At 46.7% G+C, this 16,881-nt stretch carries 14 protein-coding genes; 2 read left to right on the forward strand and 12 right to left on the reverse strand.

Going from position 1 to position 16,881, the window contains the following annotated elements; genetic code table 11:
- The first annotated feature begins 197 nt into the window (after nucleotides 1-197).
- On the forward strand, nucleotides 198-878 hold the full coding sequence (locus tag HPY27_RS19645; protein ID WP_173622534.1) for an endonuclease/exonuclease/phosphatase family protein: 681 nt from the start codon (nucleotides 198-200) through the stop codon (nucleotides 876-878).
- Here the strand turns inward: HPY27_RS19645 and HPY27_RS19650 are convergent.
- The 5 genes from HPY27_RS19650 to HPY27_RS19670 all read right to left on the reverse strand — a co-directional run bounded on the left by HPY27_RS19650 (nucleotide 832) and on the right by HPY27_RS19670 (nucleotide 7,826).
- Nucleotides 832-2,316 (reverse strand): alkaline phosphatase family protein, encoded by a 1,485-nt coding sequence (locus HPY27_RS19650; protein WP_174225769.1) that lies wholly within the window; start codon nucleotides 2,314-2,316, stop codon nucleotides 832-834. The genes HPY27_RS19645 and HPY27_RS19650 overlap by 47 nt on opposite strands.
- A 134-nt stretch (nucleotides 2,317-2,450) precedes the next feature.
- Nucleotides 2,451-3,947 (reverse strand): S41 family peptidase, encoded by a 1,497-nt coding sequence (locus HPY27_RS19655; RefSeq protein ID WP_174225770.1) that lies wholly within the window; start codon nucleotides 3,945-3,947, stop codon nucleotides 2,451-2,453.
- On the reverse strand, nucleotides 3,944-5,944 hold the full coding sequence (locus HPY27_RS19660; protein WP_174225771.1) for an S-layer homology domain-containing protein: 2,001 nt from the start codon (nucleotides 5,942-5,944) through the stop codon (nucleotides 3,944-3,946). Before HPY27_RS19660 ends, HPY27_RS19655 begins: the two co-directional genes overlap by 4 nt.
- Before the next feature lie 56 nt (nucleotides 5,945-6,000).
- Nucleotides 6,001-7,116: a Nif3-like dinuclear metal center hexameric protein gene (locus tag HPY27_RS19665; RefSeq protein WP_174225772.1), complete on the reverse strand. Its 1,116-nt coding sequence runs from the start codon at nucleotides 7,114-7,116 to the stop codon at nucleotides 6,001-6,003.
- Complete coding sequence (locus tag HPY27_RS19670; RefSeq protein WP_069850238.1) at nucleotides 7,092-7,826, reverse strand: tRNA (adenine(22)-N(1))-methyltransferase; 735 nt, start codon at nucleotides 7,824-7,826, stop codon at nucleotides 7,092-7,094. Before HPY27_RS19670 ends, HPY27_RS19665 begins: the two co-directional genes overlap by 25 nt.
- A gap of 383 nt (nucleotides 7,827-8,209) precedes the next feature.
- Between HPY27_RS19670 and HPY27_RS19675 the strand changes: the two genes are divergently transcribed.
- Entirely contained in the window at nucleotides 8,210-9,499 is a 1,290-nt protein-coding gene (locus tag HPY27_RS19675) for a S8 family peptidase (RefSeq protein ID WP_017247758.1), read from the forward strand.
- A gap of 79 nt (nucleotides 9,500-9,578) precedes the next feature.
- Here the strand turns inward: HPY27_RS19675 and HPY27_RS19680 are convergent, their stop codons facing one another.
- From HPY27_RS19680 to ccpN, 7 genes are all read right to left on the reverse strand, one after another.
- Entirely contained in the window at nucleotides 9,579-10,718 is a 1,140-nt protein-coding gene (locus HPY27_RS19680) for an acyl-CoA dehydrogenase family protein (RefSeq protein ID WP_017247757.1), read from the reverse strand.
- Nucleotides 10,719-10,855: 137 nt separating this feature from the next.
- Nucleotides 10,856-11,020, reverse strand: coding sequence for a hypothetical protein (locus HPY27_RS19685; RefSeq protein WP_174225773.1), 165 nt, complete (start codon nucleotides 11,018-11,020; stop codon nucleotides 10,856-10,858).
- Between the two features lie 76 nt (nucleotides 11,021-11,096).
- Nucleotides 11,097-12,011 (reverse strand): hypothetical protein, encoded by a 915-nt coding sequence (locus HPY27_RS19690; RefSeq protein ID WP_174225774.1) that lies wholly within the window; start codon nucleotides 12,009-12,011, stop codon nucleotides 11,097-11,099.
- Nucleotides 12,012-12,104: 93 nt separating this feature from the next.
- Nucleotides 12,105-13,235, reverse strand: coding sequence for an RNA polymerase sigma factor RpoD (rpoD, locus tag HPY27_RS19695; RefSeq protein ID WP_007727582.1), 1,131 nt, complete (start codon nucleotides 13,233-13,235; stop codon nucleotides 12,105-12,107).
- A gap of 34 nt (nucleotides 13,236-13,269) precedes the next feature.
- Nucleotides 13,270-15,144, reverse strand: a complete 1,875-nt coding sequence (dnaG, locus tag HPY27_RS19700) for a DNA primase (RefSeq protein ID WP_174225775.1) — start codon at nucleotides 15,142-15,144, stop codon at nucleotides 13,270-13,272.
- Nucleotides 15,145-15,348: 204 nt separating this feature from the next.
- Complete coding sequence (locus tag HPY27_RS19705) at nucleotides 15,349-16,185, reverse strand: pyruvate, water dikinase regulatory protein (RefSeq protein ID WP_017247752.1); 837 nt, start codon at nucleotides 16,183-16,185, stop codon at nucleotides 15,349-15,351.
- 11 nt (nucleotides 16,186-16,196) lie between these two features.
- The gene (ccpN, locus tag HPY27_RS19710) at nucleotides 16,197-16,841 is read right to left on the reverse strand and encodes a transcriptional regulator CcpN (protein ID WP_012685777.1); all 645 of its coding nucleotides are present in this window, start codon (nucleotides 16,839-16,841) and stop codon (nucleotides 16,197-16,199) included.
- Between the last annotated feature and the right edge of the window lie 40 nt (nucleotides 16,842-16,881).

Raw genomic sequence — 16,881 nt, forward strand, 5'->3', positions numbered from 1 at the left:
AAGATGAATCTGACTTCAAGTAAAACACAAGCTTATTTTCACAGATTAATTCTATTCCGGTTTTCAAGGAGCATTTTATTCCATCTGTGCCTCAAGCAGAGGCGACGTTTTTTAATATAGCATAGACTAAAACCTAATGCAATAGGGAAAACTAAATAAGTTAAAAAAATGACGTCTAACAAAGGAAGTGAACGAGGGTGCGTGTAGTCAGCTACAACATTCATAGCGGCCGTGACCTCTGGTGGCGAAAACGTTTGAACGAAATGACTCTGACTTTAAAGGACTTGCAACCAGACATCATCGGTCTTCAGGAAGTCCACCAAAACGGGAAGTATGGGTATCAAGCGAGCTACATCGCCGATCAATTACAGTATCACCTAGCCTTCTCCCCTTCAATTGCGATAGGAGATGGGTATTACGGCAATGCACTGCTATCGAAGTACGCGCTTGAAAATGTCGACGCCATCGTTTTGCCAGCCAGAAAAGAGCAACGAACCCTCCTGTATGCATCCTTCCAAGGGTACGGTCGTACGATTACGCTTTGCGTTACACACTGCAGCTTGAATCAAGTAAGCAGACTGGCCCAGCTACAGCTCATGTCGACATTAATACAGCAACACGCAAAAGCCCCATTACTCCTAATGGGGGATTTCAACGCGAGTAATGTGTCCTTTACTCCACACCTGATGGACTGTGCTCTTGTCTCAGGTCAGGAAAAAATACCAACTCTTCCAGCCTTCCGCCGACGTCTGGACTATATTTTTGCTTCTCATCACTGGAATATTGAGCACTACGAGCTGCTTCCTGTCAATTGGTCCGATCATGTCCCGCTCATTGCCGATTTGAGACTGACGGAATCCCCAGCTCTCGAAGAATAAAATCTTTGACATCAACCAGTCTTGCTGGGAGTGGAAACATCTCCGAAGCACCTGCAATCACTAACGGAATCAGCGAATCTTGCTTATGCAGTGAGCCGTGACTTCCTCCACCTAAATGCGTGGGAGCACATTCCGATAAAAATTCATAGCTCTTGGCAGCAGTAACGACTACCACGTCAACGGTCTGCGAGAACAGCGACCCGTATAGTCGAGAAAAAGCATCCGGGTATGTATCAAAAGAAAGACACTCTCCATCATATTGCACATCCAGCACGGAAACGTCCCCTTCAACAGACCAAGAAGAACCATACGCATCTTGATACTCCCCATTGCGCCAAAAACACATTTCCTGTTGTGTTCCACCACGACGCACCTTTACCTTCTCTCCCTCTTTCCAAGCAATCAAATCAATTCTTTCTTCCACACTAACCGCTTCTACAATAGAAAGTGGATTCGTTCCATTCACTGGGTACAAAAAAGTCATACGCTCATTATTGCAAATGACCACTTCCACTTCTGGTGTCACCTCGGCACCAAGCGCATGGATCGAAAAATTCGCCAGGAGATGATTCAGTGGAATATTGTGGTCTTCACTTGCACCGATAACGGTTTGCCCATGATCACTAATCAAAATACATACGTTTCTTTCCAGCATTTGCTCCCATGACGCGAAGCTATCCAGCAAACGAGCCAATTGCTTGTCCACATCTGCCAAGTGCTGTACGGCATCCTCCGGGGAATTGTGGAGTTTATGATCATTCTCTGGCAAATAGACCAGCGTAAAATGCGGCTGCTGACCGCTGCGTATCACTTCGATCAAAACATCGATTGCATAGGCATCGTTAATCCCGTAGCCTTCTAAAGCGGATTGGGCGAAATCCCAAGGGACAGAGCGAAACAGTGCAGGACGGACTAACGTCCCCATGCTCATGATCGTTGGACCACTCACCTTTTCTCGCAAGGAAAAAGATGTGATTGTATCCAGCAAGGTTGGCATTTTCACCTTATGCTGCTTATGTCCGCGATGGGCAATCACATTGATGGAACCCGATACGAAATTGTTTTCTTCTAGTACCTCATGAATGGTTTTGACATCCTTGCTAAGATGACGTTCATTCAAATCAAAAAGGACATTTTCTGCACAGCTTAAGACTCCTATTTTTCGGATGGGATTGGCCCCATTTATATAATTCACCATCTTTTTCTGCTCTGCATCATACCAAACTAGCCCCGGTACTTTGTGCTGATCGGGGTATACCCCCGTTATGAGGGAGCAGTCTATCGAAGCCGTCATCGTAGGGAAAACAGTCACACAATCTGGTATGTACTGGCTATGCTCCATGAAAAACCGAAGTGCCGGTGCTTTATTGGCAGCAATGCATCGCTCCAGAACATCAGGCATCATGGAGTCGATCAGGAAAAGTATGACCTTTTTCATCCGGCTGCCACCCTTCTTGTCGTAGTAGACGTAGTAGTCATAGTCGCACCTGATAGTGTTCGATTTTCCATTACCGAGTATACGCCTGAAAAAGAAAAAGCCCCTGCTCGCCAAAAAGCGATAGGGGATCTTGCTTACGAAGTAAATGTGAGGGTGTTGACACCATTTTTCGTTTGCAGTTTGAGTGCAGGGTACTTTTTCAAATACGGAGCGAGTACCACATAATCTTTTTCACCAATGGACGGATCACCCAGCAAATGTGAGAGTATAGCAGCTCGGATTTGCAGCCCTTGAGGCGTTTGTTTAAAGAGAGGATCCACTGTCGGGAAAGGAATTCCATTGATGACTGTGTCGCCTTCTGCGTCACTCAGTTCCCACGTCCTGACGTTCAATGAGTGGAGAGCTTCTACTACTTGTGCTCCATAATCCTCCACAACCATATCTGGTTGAAGCCCTACGTGATTTACCACGGTATGCTTAGGAGTAAAATATTCATTCAGTGTAAGCTTGAGTGCGTCACCGTCTGACAACGGAATAACTTGTTGAGCACTCCCTTTTCCAAATGTTTTGGTACCCACAAGTTTGGCGATACCATGATCACGCAGCGCACCTGACAACAGCTCAGATGCAGAAGCTGTTCCGCCGTTTACCAAAATTCGCACTGGAATGCCGATATCCTGCCCATTTCGTACCCACGTCTCTACCTCTACCCCATTGCGATTCGTGGTGTACATAAGCAAGCCTTCTTCCATAAAGAGACTCGCGATGTCCCGCGCTGTGACCAAGTATCCCCCGCCATTATCACGCAGGTCTAACACCAATCCGGACAACGGTTTTTGCACACGGGAAAGTTCTGCGAGCTTATCCCTTACCTGGATAGCTCCTTCTGATCCGAATGTTTCAAGACTGATATAGCCAACCGCGCCTTTCGTAAACATCTGTCCTTCCGCTTCCGGCAAGGTCATGAAGGCACGCTTCAGCTTCACTTGGTGCTCCCGTTTGTCGGATGGACGATACACAGTAAGAACGGCTTCGGTCCCTTCGTTGCCCTTCAAATAAGCATACGCTTCTTCAAAAGTCTTTCCGACCAACGAGGTCTCATTGACATTGATCAATTGATCGCCTCGTTGCAAGGAAGATGCTGCTGCTGGAGAATTCGGAACGATTTCACGGATGATAATATGATCATTTTGCAGCCGCAGACGAAAGCCAAATCCAACAAATTGATTTTCAACGTCAGATTGGAACAGACGCAATTCGTCTTGGGTAAAAAATACGCTGTGCGGGTCATTGAGCGTGGAGAGCATTCCATCAATCGCCCAAATGTTCATCGTCGGCGTATCAAACCCGCCTTTCTTCTGCCATTCTGCAAGCCTCAATTCCAACTCGTCCCAAGTATCATCTTCTTCAGAAACTTCGAACTGAAGCTGTTTTTTCAGTTTGGCCTGCTCGCTGACCACCTCTAGAGCCCCTTTTACCAATTGTTTGGCTGCCGGCTTGCTCAAGTGGCTCTCCATGACGTGCAGGAACACTTCTTCCGTTTCTTCGTAAGGATACTCTGCCGCTTGCACAGGAAGAACAGTTGTAAATAGTAGGACAATTGCTATTGCCCATTGACTAATTCGCTTCATGGAGCCACCCCTTTTCGAACATCATCAGGTATCGAAAATACAACATTGCTTGTAAAGTCGTAATTGTCGGTACCCGAATAGGCTACATATCCGTCGCCCTCATAAATTTCTTCATAACGCCACGTATGTTTAACAATTTGGTCGCTGGCCCGATCAATATAATACTTGTTCATGAACAAAGGAACGTCTTTCACTTTTCCTTGTCCGAGCGTAACCTTCTTTGATTTCTCTACTAGCATAGAGCCCGGAATCCATTCCGTAATGACATCGTATTTCCCGTAAGATTGCTTGTAGTAGCGAGCATGAAGCTCCTTAGCACGATCGGTTACCTTGACAGCACCAACCCACTCGTGCAAAAAGTCAACTTTGTCCGTTCTATTCTTGTCCCATGTCTGCCGATCCGTATCGTACGAGTATTGCGTGTTTGTTTTCCCATCTGTATAAGAGAGCAGCTTGTCTGATATTAGTTTTTGAGGAGATTGATAAAAGCCGGATATTCTGCTTATTTGTTTTTCCTTGTTAATATCCTGCGTGTATGAGAACGTCAATCCACTCAACACCGCTTCGCCCTTCACTTGGTAGGTGTCGGCATTGTCCAACTGACGCAAAGAGTATCCCAAATCAGAAATAATAGCTGGCTGATCTTTTAAAGAGGCAAACTCTTGACGCAACATTTTGTCCAGTTGTTTCATTCTGCTGTCTGACGCTTTCGGTTTCATCGCAGCAAGAACTTCTTCTGCTTCCTGAATACGTCCTTCCTGCAAATAATAATAGGAAGTATTCAACAATGCTTCTGGGCTTCTGTCAGCAATTTGCTTGTAACGTGCCAACGCCAGGTCTATCTGACCACCCCTGATTTCTAGTGCCCCCAAATACACGGCAACCGATTCCCATTCTTTGGGATTTCGCTTGAATTTTTGTTCATAGACACTGAAGCGGTCGAGCACTTTTTGATACTGGCTTTGATCCGTGTTCCCTAGCTGCAAGGCAATATCGTACACATTGGCAGTTAATAGCCCGAGTGTGCCTGGGAGAATGATTCTGTCCTCGAGGTAAGCGTCGATAGCAAGAAAAGCTTCATCCAGATTGGTTTCAAGCGGTGTTTCAGGATTCCAGCTCAATAAATAGTGAACACCGACTTGATTGGGGAAGGAGGAATCGGCCAGCTTGCGTAACTGCGCAAATGTCTCTTCACTATCATTTCTACTGCGAATAGCGGCAGCCGCATCTACATAAATCTGTTCTTCGGTTGTTTTGGGATCTACATAGGTAGCGAATAACGGCAATACCTCTTCGATATCCGGGACCATCGGGAACTTTTTCCCATCATAATCCAACAGAGGCATGATTCCATCCTGAAGGAAATAATTCACCATGCGATCAGCTGCGACTGCAGCATCTCCCCGCTTCACCCGATCCGTTTTTTCTCCGTCTAGCCATCCCCATGAACGCACTTCTTCCCAAGCATTTTTACTATCTGGAGACATCGTGAACATTTGCAATATCTTGGCAGCTTCTTCGTTGGAGATCGGCTGATTCGGCTTCATCATCTCACCTGGAAAAATGTACTGAATCGCATTTGGCCCGTACAGTCTGTCCAAGATCGTGGAAATGCGCAACGTTGGTTTGTACATCCAGGTCAGGCGATCAACATCTTTATACGGCAAATACGGTTCCTGAAAACCTTCTGCTCTCGCCCACTCTGAATGCTCGGATAAGAAAGTAAGCGGATAGATCTGATACTGCCCACCGTAATAAAGACGATCGATCATCACGAGAAATTCCGCACGTGTCATGTCACGATTTGGGTAAAACTTCGGAACATTTGGACCAGCCTCAAACAAACCGAGCTGCACACCTTGAATGATTGCGTTTCTCGCCCAGTGCTTGTTGATGTCATTGTATGGCAATAAGCCCCCAGCCGCTGATGCGACGCCGGGGGTGAGTAAGCTTAACGTTAATAATCCACAAGAAATCGTTCGGATTAGTTTTTGCACATAAAATCCTCCTACACTTCATCTGGCAGGCAATCAAAGGTTGATCCTGCTACGTCTTATACAAACTGGAACGGATCTGTGTGCACGCGCGAAGGAATAACCTCTGTTTCGTAACCATTTGCCTGCAATTGTTCAAGCAAGATGGCCGCCAGCTTTTCCTTCATGATTTTTTCGATATTGTGACCAGCATCTACGATCGACAAGCCTTCTGCTTGTGCATCGTGTGCGGTGTGATACCCAATGTCTCCGGTTAAATAAACATCCGCGCCTTTAAAAATGGCTTTGGAAACAAAAGAGCTACCGTCTCCACCTACTACCGCTACTTTTTGGACTATCGCATCCAAGTCACCAACTACGCGAAGACCATGGAGGGAAAAACGTTCTTTGACGAGCAAAGCAAACTCACGCAGCGTCAGTGGTGCAGGAAGACTGCCAATACGTCCAATTCCATATGCAGTTCCGGACTGCTCCAAAGGAATGATGTCATAGGCGACTTCTTCGTAGGGATGAGCAGCAAGCATGGCTTTGACCACAGCCGACTGTCTGGAAGCAGGAACAATCATCTCGATGCGAACTTCCTCTGCTTTTTCCAACTGGCCTGTCGAACCGATATGGGGATTCGTTCCTTCTCCTGGTAAAAAGGTTCCAGTCCCTTCTGTCTGAAAAGAACAGTGGCTATAGTTGCCTACATGCCCTGCACCCGCTTCAGCAAGAGCGGAAAATACCGCTTCTCTATGGGTAGCGGGTACAAATACGACGAGCTTCTTCCAAGCCTCTCGTGAAAGAACATCCAGTACTTCTATGTCAGTGAGTCCAACCGCTTCTGCAAGCCAATCGTTCATCCCCCCGTACGCAACATCCAAATTAGTATGGGCTGTGTATACAGCAATGTCGTGCTTGATCAGCTTTTCGAACACACGTCCTGCGGCGAGATCCGTCCGGAGGTGTTTGAGTGGTCGATAAATGACGGCATGGTGAGCCACAATCAGGTCTACACCCTCTGCAATTGCTTCATCCACCACAGATTCCAACACGTCTAGTGCGATCATTACTTTTTTTACCTTTTTTTGCAAGGTGCCTACATGAAGGCCAATCTTGTCGCCTTCCATCGCCAACGATTTTGGCGCCAGACGTTCTACATACTGGATTACTGTTTGTCCGTGCGCAAGCATGCAATCACCTCATCGATCCATTTTACTTCTGCTTCGATTTCTTTAATTCGTTCTGCTGCTTCCGGCTTGTCCGAACGCTTTAATTGAACGATGACCTTTTGCCATTTTTCTTGCTCGCTCAGCCACTTCTCTTGTAATACGTCTGATTTTTCCTCCCAAAGAAATGGACCAATGCGCAGAAGCTCTTGCTGTGTACGATCTTTGCCCTCATAAGGCAAGGTAGGATTGCCTCGTTCTGCAACGAGAATCTCATAAATCACGCCGTCCTCCTGCAAAATGGACTCTGCGATTAACTGCCAACCATTCTCTATCATCCACAGGCGAACCGCTTCTTCCCCTACGTTTGGTTGCAGAATCAGGCGTTGTACACCTTCGAGTTTGTCTTTTCCTGCTTCCAAAATGGAAACGATCAGTTGTCCGCCCATCCCCGCAATGCAGATTACATCTGCTTCGCCAGGCTGTAATACTGCGAGTCCGTTTCCTTTACGCACCGAAGCGCGATCTTTTACCTGCAATGTATGTATTTGTTTTTGCGCCGCTTGAAAAGGCCCTTCATTCAATTCGCCTGCGATCACGAAGGAAGCCATTCCTTTTACAAGCAAATAAGAAGCCAACAACGCATGATCCGACCCGATGTCGGCGACGCGGGCTCCTTCTGGACAATAGCGGGCAATCGTTTGTAGCCGCTTGGATATTGATACTGATGTCATCTGTATATTCACCTTCCGTTGCCTCTATTCTACCCTATTTGGCAGCAATTGCGAAATGCTAATTCCCTAACAGATGATCAGCAAAGAACGACAAAATCCTCGCTGTTGCATCCAAGCAGGGACAATGCAACTAAGAGGGGCTCTTGGGTAGTAGTCGGGAGGCTTACAGGTAGCCATTCTGTTGGATGTAATGTTCGGAATAACAAGGAAAGTTTTTAAACATGACAATATTTTTGGTATTTTATGTAATTTAACTTAATTTTTACCAAATTGTGAACTTTATTTTAATAAATAAATATTTACAAATTTTTTACAGATATGTATATTAACGCCATGCACATCATGAACTACACAGACTAAATTTCTTTAAGGAGGAGAACAGTTTGAAAAAAAGAACCGGCAAGTGGTGGGCAATGGGTTTACTCTCTTCGGCGCTAGTGATGAGTGTCTTCACAGGTGCGGGGGCAGCCAGTAATGATTCAACCAGTGAATTCAGTGAACTTGGTACTGCACGGGTATTAATTCAGTCAGATTCGGATGTGAGAACTGGTTATTTTGCTGAACCACTGGATGTACGCCATGATTTTGGTCAAGAGGGCTTTACTCTCGATGTAAATAGCGATCAACTTAACCAGCTGAAAAGCGATCCCAATGTAAAAATTACCGTGTTGAAAAAATTTAAGATCGCTGAGTATATAGAAGAAGATCAGGCAAGCGAGCCAGAGTTCTCTCCTGCAGCAGTCGTTCCGTGGGGAATTAAAGCCATCTATAAGAACCAGTCCCTCTCTGCTGCGACTGGCGGTGCAGATGTTCGTGTTGCAGTCCTGGATACTGGCGTGTATACGCAGCACCCAGACCTAACCGCTAACGCAGAGCAGTGCAACGATTTCACACAAGCTTCTTCTCCTGTTGTTACCGGTGCTTGCAATGATGCGCATGGTCATGGAACACACGTCGCTGGAACTGTTCTCGCTGACGGCGGCGGTGGCGCAGGTATTTATGGTGTAGCACCAGATGCTAAGCTATGGGCATATAAAGTATTGGATGACTCAGGCTCCGGCTATGAGGATGACATTGCCTATGCCATTCGTTACGCTGCTGACCAGTCCGCTCAATTAGGCGTGAAAACGATCGTCTCTATGTCCCTTGGCTCTAGCAGTAAGAGCACCCTTATGGCAAATGCCATCACGTATGCAAACCAAAACGGTGTATTAGTCGTCGCTGCAGCCGGTAACTCTGGACCGACAGTGAATAGCATTGGCTATCCTGGCGCATTAGTGAATACAGTAGCCGTAGCAGCGTTAGAGAATGTTCAACAAAACGGTACCTACCGTGTAGCTGACTTCTCTTCTCGTGGCAAGAGCGGGCAAGCGGGAGACTACGTGATTCAAGAGCGCGATGTGGAAGTATCAGCACCAGGACGCGCTATTCAGTCTACATGGAATAACGGAGGCTATAACTCCATTAGCGGAACCTCCATGGCAACACCACACATTTCAGGTTTGGCTGCAAAAATCTGGGCATCCAATCCATCTTGGAGCAATCAAGATGTTCGCGTAGAATTGCAAAAACGTGCGACAGGAAATGACATCAAAGGTGGCTCCAACGCTGCTGTAGGTGACGATATCGCTAGTGGCTTTGGATTCCCAACTGTACAACCTGGCGATCAATAAAATAATAAGAAACAAAAAAAGAGCCATGGCTGTCAGTTTTCACTGGCAGTCATGCTCTTTCATTGTAAACATCGAAAGTCTAGCACCCGATTTCTCTAGCGATCACATTACGTAAAATCTCTGAAGTCCCCTCGCCGATCTCTAACAGACGGGCATCGCGGAAAAATCGTTCCACCTGATACTCCCGCATATAACCATAGCCACCGTGAATCTGAATGGCCTGATGAGTAGCAGACATGGCAATCTCTGAAGCATACAATTTTGCCATTGCTGCTTCTTTCGTAAATTTGCGACCATGATCCTTCAGCCAAGCTGCTTTATACACCATCGTTCTCGCCAGCTCTATTTGCATCGCCATATCCGCCAGCTTGTGCTGGATCGCTTGAAAATGACTTAAGGAATTACCAAATGCCGTACGCTGCTTGGAGTATTGCAGCGCTTTGTCGTAGGCAGCCTGTGCAATTCCTACTGCCATAGCGCCGATCCCGATTCGCCCACCATCAAGAGTAATGAGGAACTGCTTGAAGCCTTCGCCCCTTTTCCCAAGGATGTTTTCCTCAGGCACCCGGACATTTTCAAGAACGAGCTCGGTCGTATTGGAGCTGTGCAAGCCGAGCTTTTCATAGTTAGCCAGCACTTGAAAACCAGATGCATCAGTCGGAACGATAAAAGCAGTAATACCGCGTGAGCCCTGCTCTTTGTCCGTTACAGCTGTCAAGGCGAGAAACGAAGCATAGGAGGCATTGGTAATGAAGCACTTGGAGCCATTAATCGTCCACTCCCCATCAGCCAAGACCGCATTCGTCCTCGTACCACCTGCGTCAGACCCTGCATTCGGTTCCGTCAAGCCAAACGCACCAAAGCTTTCGCCCGAACAGATTTTGGTTAAATAGTTCAGCTTCTGCTCTTCTGTTCCAAACAAAGCAAGTGGAGCGCCACCTAACGAAATATGCGCCGAATACGTGATTCCTGTAGAACCGCATGCACGACTAAGCTCTTCTACCACGATCGCAAAACTCGTGGAATCGGCTCCGGCTCCCCCGTATTTCTCAGAGAAAGGAAGACCCATCAGGTTCAATTCGCTCATCTGCTTGAATATTTCGACAGGGAATTGTTTGGTTTGATCGCGTTCATCTGCTCCTGGTGCCACTACCTCATCAGCAAATTCGCGGATCATTTTTTTTAACATTTGCTGTTCTGAAGTCAAATCGAAGTTCATATCGCTGCCCCCTTGAAAACGCTTTAGTAAAGAACCATCAAGAAACACACAATTTTGACTGAGCGTTTGTTCAGAATACTCTTACCATTATACACCACGATTTGGATTCATGTGGTAATTTCTCAAAAAAAACACGCCTATGATCGGCGTGCTCCTAATAAAATCGCTCCCAAAAAAGATACAGTTGCTGCTATGAATCCGAGACTGTATGTATTTACACCCATAAACTTGGCAACTGTTTCTCCACCCAGAAAAATAGCCGCCAGCAAAATACCGATTAATACTTTCCACTTGTTGTTCATCTATTCACCCCGTTTGCTCTCTTCTGAAATTGTAACAGATAAGCAGGGAGAGGAAAACGAGAAGTCATGCAGAGTCCTATAGTCGCAACCACGCATACCAATATCCTCGCGTGAAGAAGAACAAAGTTGACGCGATGAACACCTTTATGAACAACAGTAATTGAATCATATCCCGCTTCGCTTCTGGAATATACAAAGCCTGTATCTCTGCACCAAAGAAAAAGGCAAGTCCACATACAGCAAATACTCCCGCCCATTTCGCATTGGCCTTATTCATCAAGAAGCCCATACCCGTGAGCAAGCACGCAAGCGGTACCCAGTACAACTCCGATGTCCACCATGTATAGTCCATCCCTACCCGATGAACGGTTGTAATGCCATACAAGATGGCCAAACCCAGTAACCCTGCATAGAGCAAATAAGCGTAGCCGAATACAATTGCGCTAATGCACAGTAACATGCAAACGAAGCCTAAGTAGAACAGGACAAACGGCATGCTACCATCCAGTTTTTGGATACAATACACGCCTCCCGCGATCAAGATCAAAAATGACAAAGCCAGGAATAAATGCGTCAATGGCGGGGCCGACCTTCGATAAACGAGTCCCAGAATATAGAAAACAAGAGCGAAACAGGCAAAGATGGTAATTTGCATTGGGGTTTGAAAACGGTTAAAATGAAAAGCAAGTAAGATCAAACCAGCAATAACAAAGGCACCAAGAAGCCATGCCACTACCATTTTCCCCGTCACTGGAGAGACAGTTCTAGGTGCATATGTATTTGTGACAGATGATGTTGAATTGACTTTTCCTGACAGCACACCCGGTGCCGTTCCCATTCGCTCATTCCCGCCTGCGGATGCCGGTGTATTTGGCCGATCCCCTTCTGTATACAGATTTAACAAGAAGATGCAGTAATGTTCAGGCAGTAAATGGTTGCGCCGCCAGTTTTCAATTTCGGCGATAATCGTGCGCTTGCGCTGGTCGTCCAACGCGGCCCCTCCTAACTACGACAAAAAGTGTTTACTTTCATGAATAAGAAAAGCCTACGTCGGCTAACGTAGGCCACATACTTCTTATATCGGTTATTCCAAGAAATCTTTTAAGCGTTTACTTCTACTCGGATGACGCAATTTGCGAAGCGCTTTTGCTTCGATCTGACGAATCCGTTCACGGGTTACGCCAAACACTTTCCCTACTTCTTCTAACGTCCGTGTACGACCGTCATCTAATCCAAAACGCAAACGCAGTACATTTTCTTCCCGGTCTGTTAATGTATCCAAAACGTCTTCCAACTGTTCTTTCAAGAGTTCATAGGCAGCTGCATCAGATGGCTCCAATGCATCCTGATCCTCAATGAAATCACCTAGGTGGGAATCGTCTTCCTCCCCAATTGGAGTCTCCAGGGATACTGGTTCTTGAGCAATCTTCATGATTTCCCGAACTTTTTCCGGAGTGAGATCCATTTTTTCAGCGATTTCTTCTGGCATAGGTTCACGACCTAGCTCTTGCAGAAGCTGACGGGAAACGCGGATTAACTTATTGATCGTTTCCACCATATGAACCGGAATACGGATCGTTCTAGCCTGGTCCGCAATGGCACGGGTAATCGCTTGGCGAATCCACCAGGTCGCATACGTACTGAACTTGTAGCCTTTGCGATAGTCAAACTTTTCCACCGCTTTAATCAGACCCATGTTCCCTTCTTGAATCAAGTCAAGGAATAGCATGCCGCGTCCTACATAACGCTTCGCAATCGATACAACCAATCGCAAGTTCGCCTCAGCCAGACGTCTTTTGGCTTCCTCATCACCTTGTTCAATTCGCTGTGCCAGTTTAATCTCCTCTTCTGCGGAGAGCAGAGGAACTCGACCAATTTCCTTCAGATACATCCGTACAGGGTCATTGATCTTGATTCCAGGCGGAACGGAGAGATCGTCATAATCGAATTCTTCGTTGTCCTCGTCCTTGATGATCATTTGATCGACTTCATCATCGTCATCTTCATTCTCATTGTTGTTAATCTCAATGCCTTGATCACCAAGATATTCAAAAAACTCATCCATTTGATCAGAATCCTGTTCGAAACCTGCCAGGCGAGCAGTAATCTCCTTATACGACAGTGCGCCGCGTTTCTTACCTAATTCGACCAGCTGTTCCTTCACTTGTTCGATGGACGTTGCTTCCATGTCGGAAGTGATATTTTGCTTGTTCATCTACTTTCCCTCCTTCCCCGGGAATGATCTGAAGCTACCCTTCTTTTAAAGCATTTTCCAATTCAAGAATCTTCATCCCTGTAACGGCTGCTTGAAGTTCAAGTTGTTTGCGCGCATCCTCGCTGTCCGCTGCGGCCGCTTGGAGGTGTAAGCTCCGCTGCTCATCGCGCAATCGTTCCAACTCGGCACGCTTCGGGTAGTTATTCACTTGTTTGATGTAGTCACCGATCTCTAATTCAGATACATCGTTGTTACACTCCATCATGGCCAATCCCGAGGCTAATTGCTTTAACAAATCGTCTTGCACGTAATGTATAAACTTTCCAGGGTCTTCCGGGTTTCCCTCTGCATAGTAGGCGTACAGGTAGGCAGCCAGCGCATCGTGTTCATCCACCTGAAAGTGGGCGCTGCATTCCTGTTGGACGCGGGCGGCTATTTCTTCGTTCCGCATCATGTAGTAAAGCAGCATGCGCTCAGCCGTGTGATAAGCGGGTGGCAGTGTTTTCGCGAGCGTAACTTTGCCATTATTTATACTATTATTCCATGCTGGCGTCACTTTATCCCTTTGGCGCTCACTTTTTTGCTGATTGTACGCGCGTTTGGACTCCCATTTGAGATCACCGAGAGTAAGGGAGTATTCTTCTGCCAATTGCCGTTGATACATGTCCCGTTCCACCGGGCTGCCCAACTCGTTGATGATCTCGACCGCCCTCGCGATTAAGCGAGCTTTGTCCGTCTCATCTTTTATTACGAACTGACTGCGTAAATGTTTCAGACGGAAAGCCGTAATTGGCATCGCCTGTAACAATACCTGCTGGGAAAATGCTTCAGCCCCATGCTGGCGGATGTAATCATCCGGGTCTACTCCTTGTGGAAGTGGAGCAACTCGAACGATCAAACCGGCTTGCTGCAAAACATGAATCGCTTTGCTCGTTGCTTCTTGTCCTGCAGCATCTCCGTCATAACAGAGTACGACAGACTCTGTATTGCGACGAAGAATTCTGGCCTGCTGCTCCGTCAAGGCTGTTCCCAAAGTGGCAATACCTTGCATAAAACCCGCCTGCCATGCCGATATGACATCGACATATCCTTCAAACAATAGCGCCTCTTTTCTCTTTCTAATAATGGGGCGCGCACGATGAAGATTAAACAGCGTAGCGCTTTTGTTGAACAAAAGGCTTTCCGGGCTATTCAGATACTTGGGTTGAGACTTTTGGTTGGAATTGGGCTTTGATCCTTGCAGTAAGCGTCCTCCAAATCCGATGACGTTACCTTGGGAATCCTGGATTGGAAACATGATACGACCTCGAAAGCGATCAAAGATTTTTCCTGAATCGCTTCTGGCCAAAAGCCCTGCTTCCACCATCAATTCCTGTGAAAATCCCCGCTTTGTCAACTGCTGCGTTACGAAATCCCAGGAATCCGGGGCGAATCCGATTTGATATTCGGCTATTGTCGCCTCAGACATTCCGCGCTTTGCGAGATACTTCATCGCTTCTGCGCCATAAGGGGTTTTCGTAAGCACGTAGTGGTAGAGGCGTGAAACGAACGTATGCGCTTCCTGCATCGCATGTTTCATCCGTTTTTCAGGTGAATCCTCTACTTGCTGCGGCTGGGGCACAGCTATCCCGGCACGCTCCGCCAATTTGTGCAGTGCCTCTGGAAAAGTCAATTGCTCCAGTTTCATTAAAAAGGAAAAGATATCCCCACCTGCTCCACAGCCAAAGCAATGAAAAAACTGTCGCTCTGCATTTACGTTGAAGGAAGGGCTCTTTTCAGAGTGAAACGGACATAGACCGAGAAAGGCACGACCGCTTTTTCTCAGTTGAACGTACTCTCCTACAACGTCTACGATGTCGACAGCGGCACGCACTTGATTTACAAATTCATCTGAAGTGGGACCAGTCATGTCTTTCCACCTTTATAAGGAGAATCGCACGTGAGAATATTTAGTTCGTCAAAATTCGTCAATTTCCTTCTTTACATCAAACTTCTTTTCTTCTTTTATTACTTTTCCACATTTCTAAGTGCAATAAACGCTGAGAAACTCACCTATGATAAGTACCCCGGCTAATTGATTTTCTACAAAAAACGTCAAATTCCTTCTTTCGGCCTATTTCCTTTCATTACGGAGATTGTTTTTTCTAATCATCTCCAAAATGATGTTTGCCGTTTCTTCCACTGCCTTGTTGGATACATCGATAACGGTACATCCAAGGCGCTCAATAATGCGCTTGGAATAAGCCAGTTCTTCAGCAATCCGTTCGAGATTGGCGTAATTGGCTTGGGCAGTCAATCCTAGTGCCTTCAGACGCTCTGTCCGAATGCCGTTCAGTTGCTCCGGATTGATGGTAAGCCCAATACACCTTTCTATTGGCAGTTGGAACAATTCTTCTGGTGGCTCTACCTCCGGGACAAGCGGAACATTGGCAACCTTAAGTCGCTTGTTAGCCAAATACATGGAAAGAGGCGTCTTGGAAGTACGCGAAACGCCGATCAAAACCACATCTGCGCGCAACAGGCCGCGTGGGTCCCGACCATCGTCATATTTGACGGCAAACTCGATGGCGTCTACTTTGCGGAAATACTCTTCATCCAGACGACGAACCAAGCCCGGTTTTCCTGTTGGTGGCTCTTTTAACATGCCCTGCAATGTATTCATCAGAGGCCCCATAACATCAAGAGCTGGAATTCCGTGAAGAGCAGCTTGTTGTGTAATATACGCATTCAGCTCCGGAATGACCAGAGTGAACACAATCATTGCCCGCGATTCTTTTGCCGAAGCAATAATTTCGTCAATCGATTCCTTGTCTTCTATATACGGATACTTTTGTACATCAAACAAAAAACGATCAAACTGACTAGCTCCTGCGCGAACGACAAGTTCGGCCGTTTCGCCGATGGAGTCTGAGACTACATAGATGAGCTGTCCTTGCTGATTACCTTGCATCGCTTCTCCTCCTACACTTTCGGTTCGCTACCCAATTCTACAAATGCTTTCGCGATCGTCGTCTTGGTGACGCGCCCCAACAGCTCCATTTGCTTCGGATCTTCCTCACTCGGCCTTACGACAGGCAGAGAATCGATCTGAAAATCAATCAGCTTTTTGGCGGCTGCGTACAAGGTCTCATCAGGTGCACATGTAATGATATTCGGCATCCTAGACATGATAATGCTGACCGGTACATCCTCCAGCGTCTTATTGCCTAAAGAAGCCCGCAGGAGGTCTTTTCGTGAGATCACGCCAGCCAAATATCCTTTTTGATTGACGACGAATAACGTGCCAACATCCTCCAAAAAGAGGGTAACGATGGCGTCGTATGCCGAGGCGGATTCGGAAACCACGATCGGTACCGCCTTGTAGTCATTGACGAGAAGCTTGTGAAGCCGTTCACTTATGACTGAGCTTGCGGGTCTGCCGGCATAAAAATACCCGACCCGAGGTCTGGCTTCTAGATATCCTGACATTGTGAGGATGGATAAATCAGGGCGTAGCGTCGCGCGAGTCAAATTCAGCCGCTCCGCGATATGCTCTCCTGTTATCGGTCCGTCATCCTTCACTATCTGTAAGATGTGCTCTTGTCGTTTGGTAAGCTCGATGACCAATCACCCCGGTTCTGTCTTTACCTCTTCCTAGTATTACTCT

The organism is Brevibacillus sp. HB1.1 (assembly GCF_013332445.1).
Classification (GTDB): domain Bacteria; phylum Bacillota; class Bacilli; order Brevibacillales; family Brevibacillaceae; genus Brevibacillus; species Brevibacillus porteri.

What these genes read in the sequence shown, in the direction of transcription:
- HPY27_RS19650 (WP_174225769.1), bottom strand. Translation starts at nt 2,316, where the DNA reads ATGAAAAAGGTCATACTTTTCCTGATCGACTCCATGATGCCTGATGTT.
- HPY27_RS19655 (WP_174225770.1), bottom strand. Translation starts at nt 3,947, where the DNA reads ATGAAGCGAATTAGTCAATGGGCAATAGCAATTGTCCTACTATTTACA.
- HPY27_RS19665 (WP_174225772.1), bottom strand. Translation starts at nt 7,116, where the DNA reads ATGCTTGCGCACGGACAAACAGTAATCCAGTATGTAGAACGTCTGGCG.
- HPY27_RS19670 (WP_069850238.1), bottom strand. Translation starts at nt 7,826, where the DNA reads ATGACATCAGTATCAATATCCAAGCGGCTACAAACGATTGCCCGCTAT.
- HPY27_RS19680 (WP_017247757.1), bottom strand. Translation starts at nt 10,718, where the DNA reads ATGAACTTCGATTTGACTTCAGAACAGCAAATGTTAAAAAAAATGATC.
- HPY27_RS19685 (WP_174225773.1), bottom strand. Translation starts at nt 11,020, where the DNA reads ATGAACAACAAGTGGAAAGTATTAATCGGTATTTTGCTGGCGGCTATT.
- rpoD (WP_007727582.1), bottom strand. Translation starts at nt 13,235, where the DNA reads ATGAACAAGCAAAATATCACTTCCGACATGGAAGCAACGTCCATCGAA.
- dnaG (WP_174225775.1), bottom strand. Translation starts at nt 15,144, where the DNA reads ATGACTGGTCCCACTTCAGATGAATTTGTAAATCAAGTGCGTGCCGCT.
- HPY27_RS19705 (WP_017247752.1), bottom strand. Translation starts at nt 16,185, where the DNA reads ATGCAAGGTAATCAGCAAGGACAGCTCATCTATGTAGTCTCAGACTCC.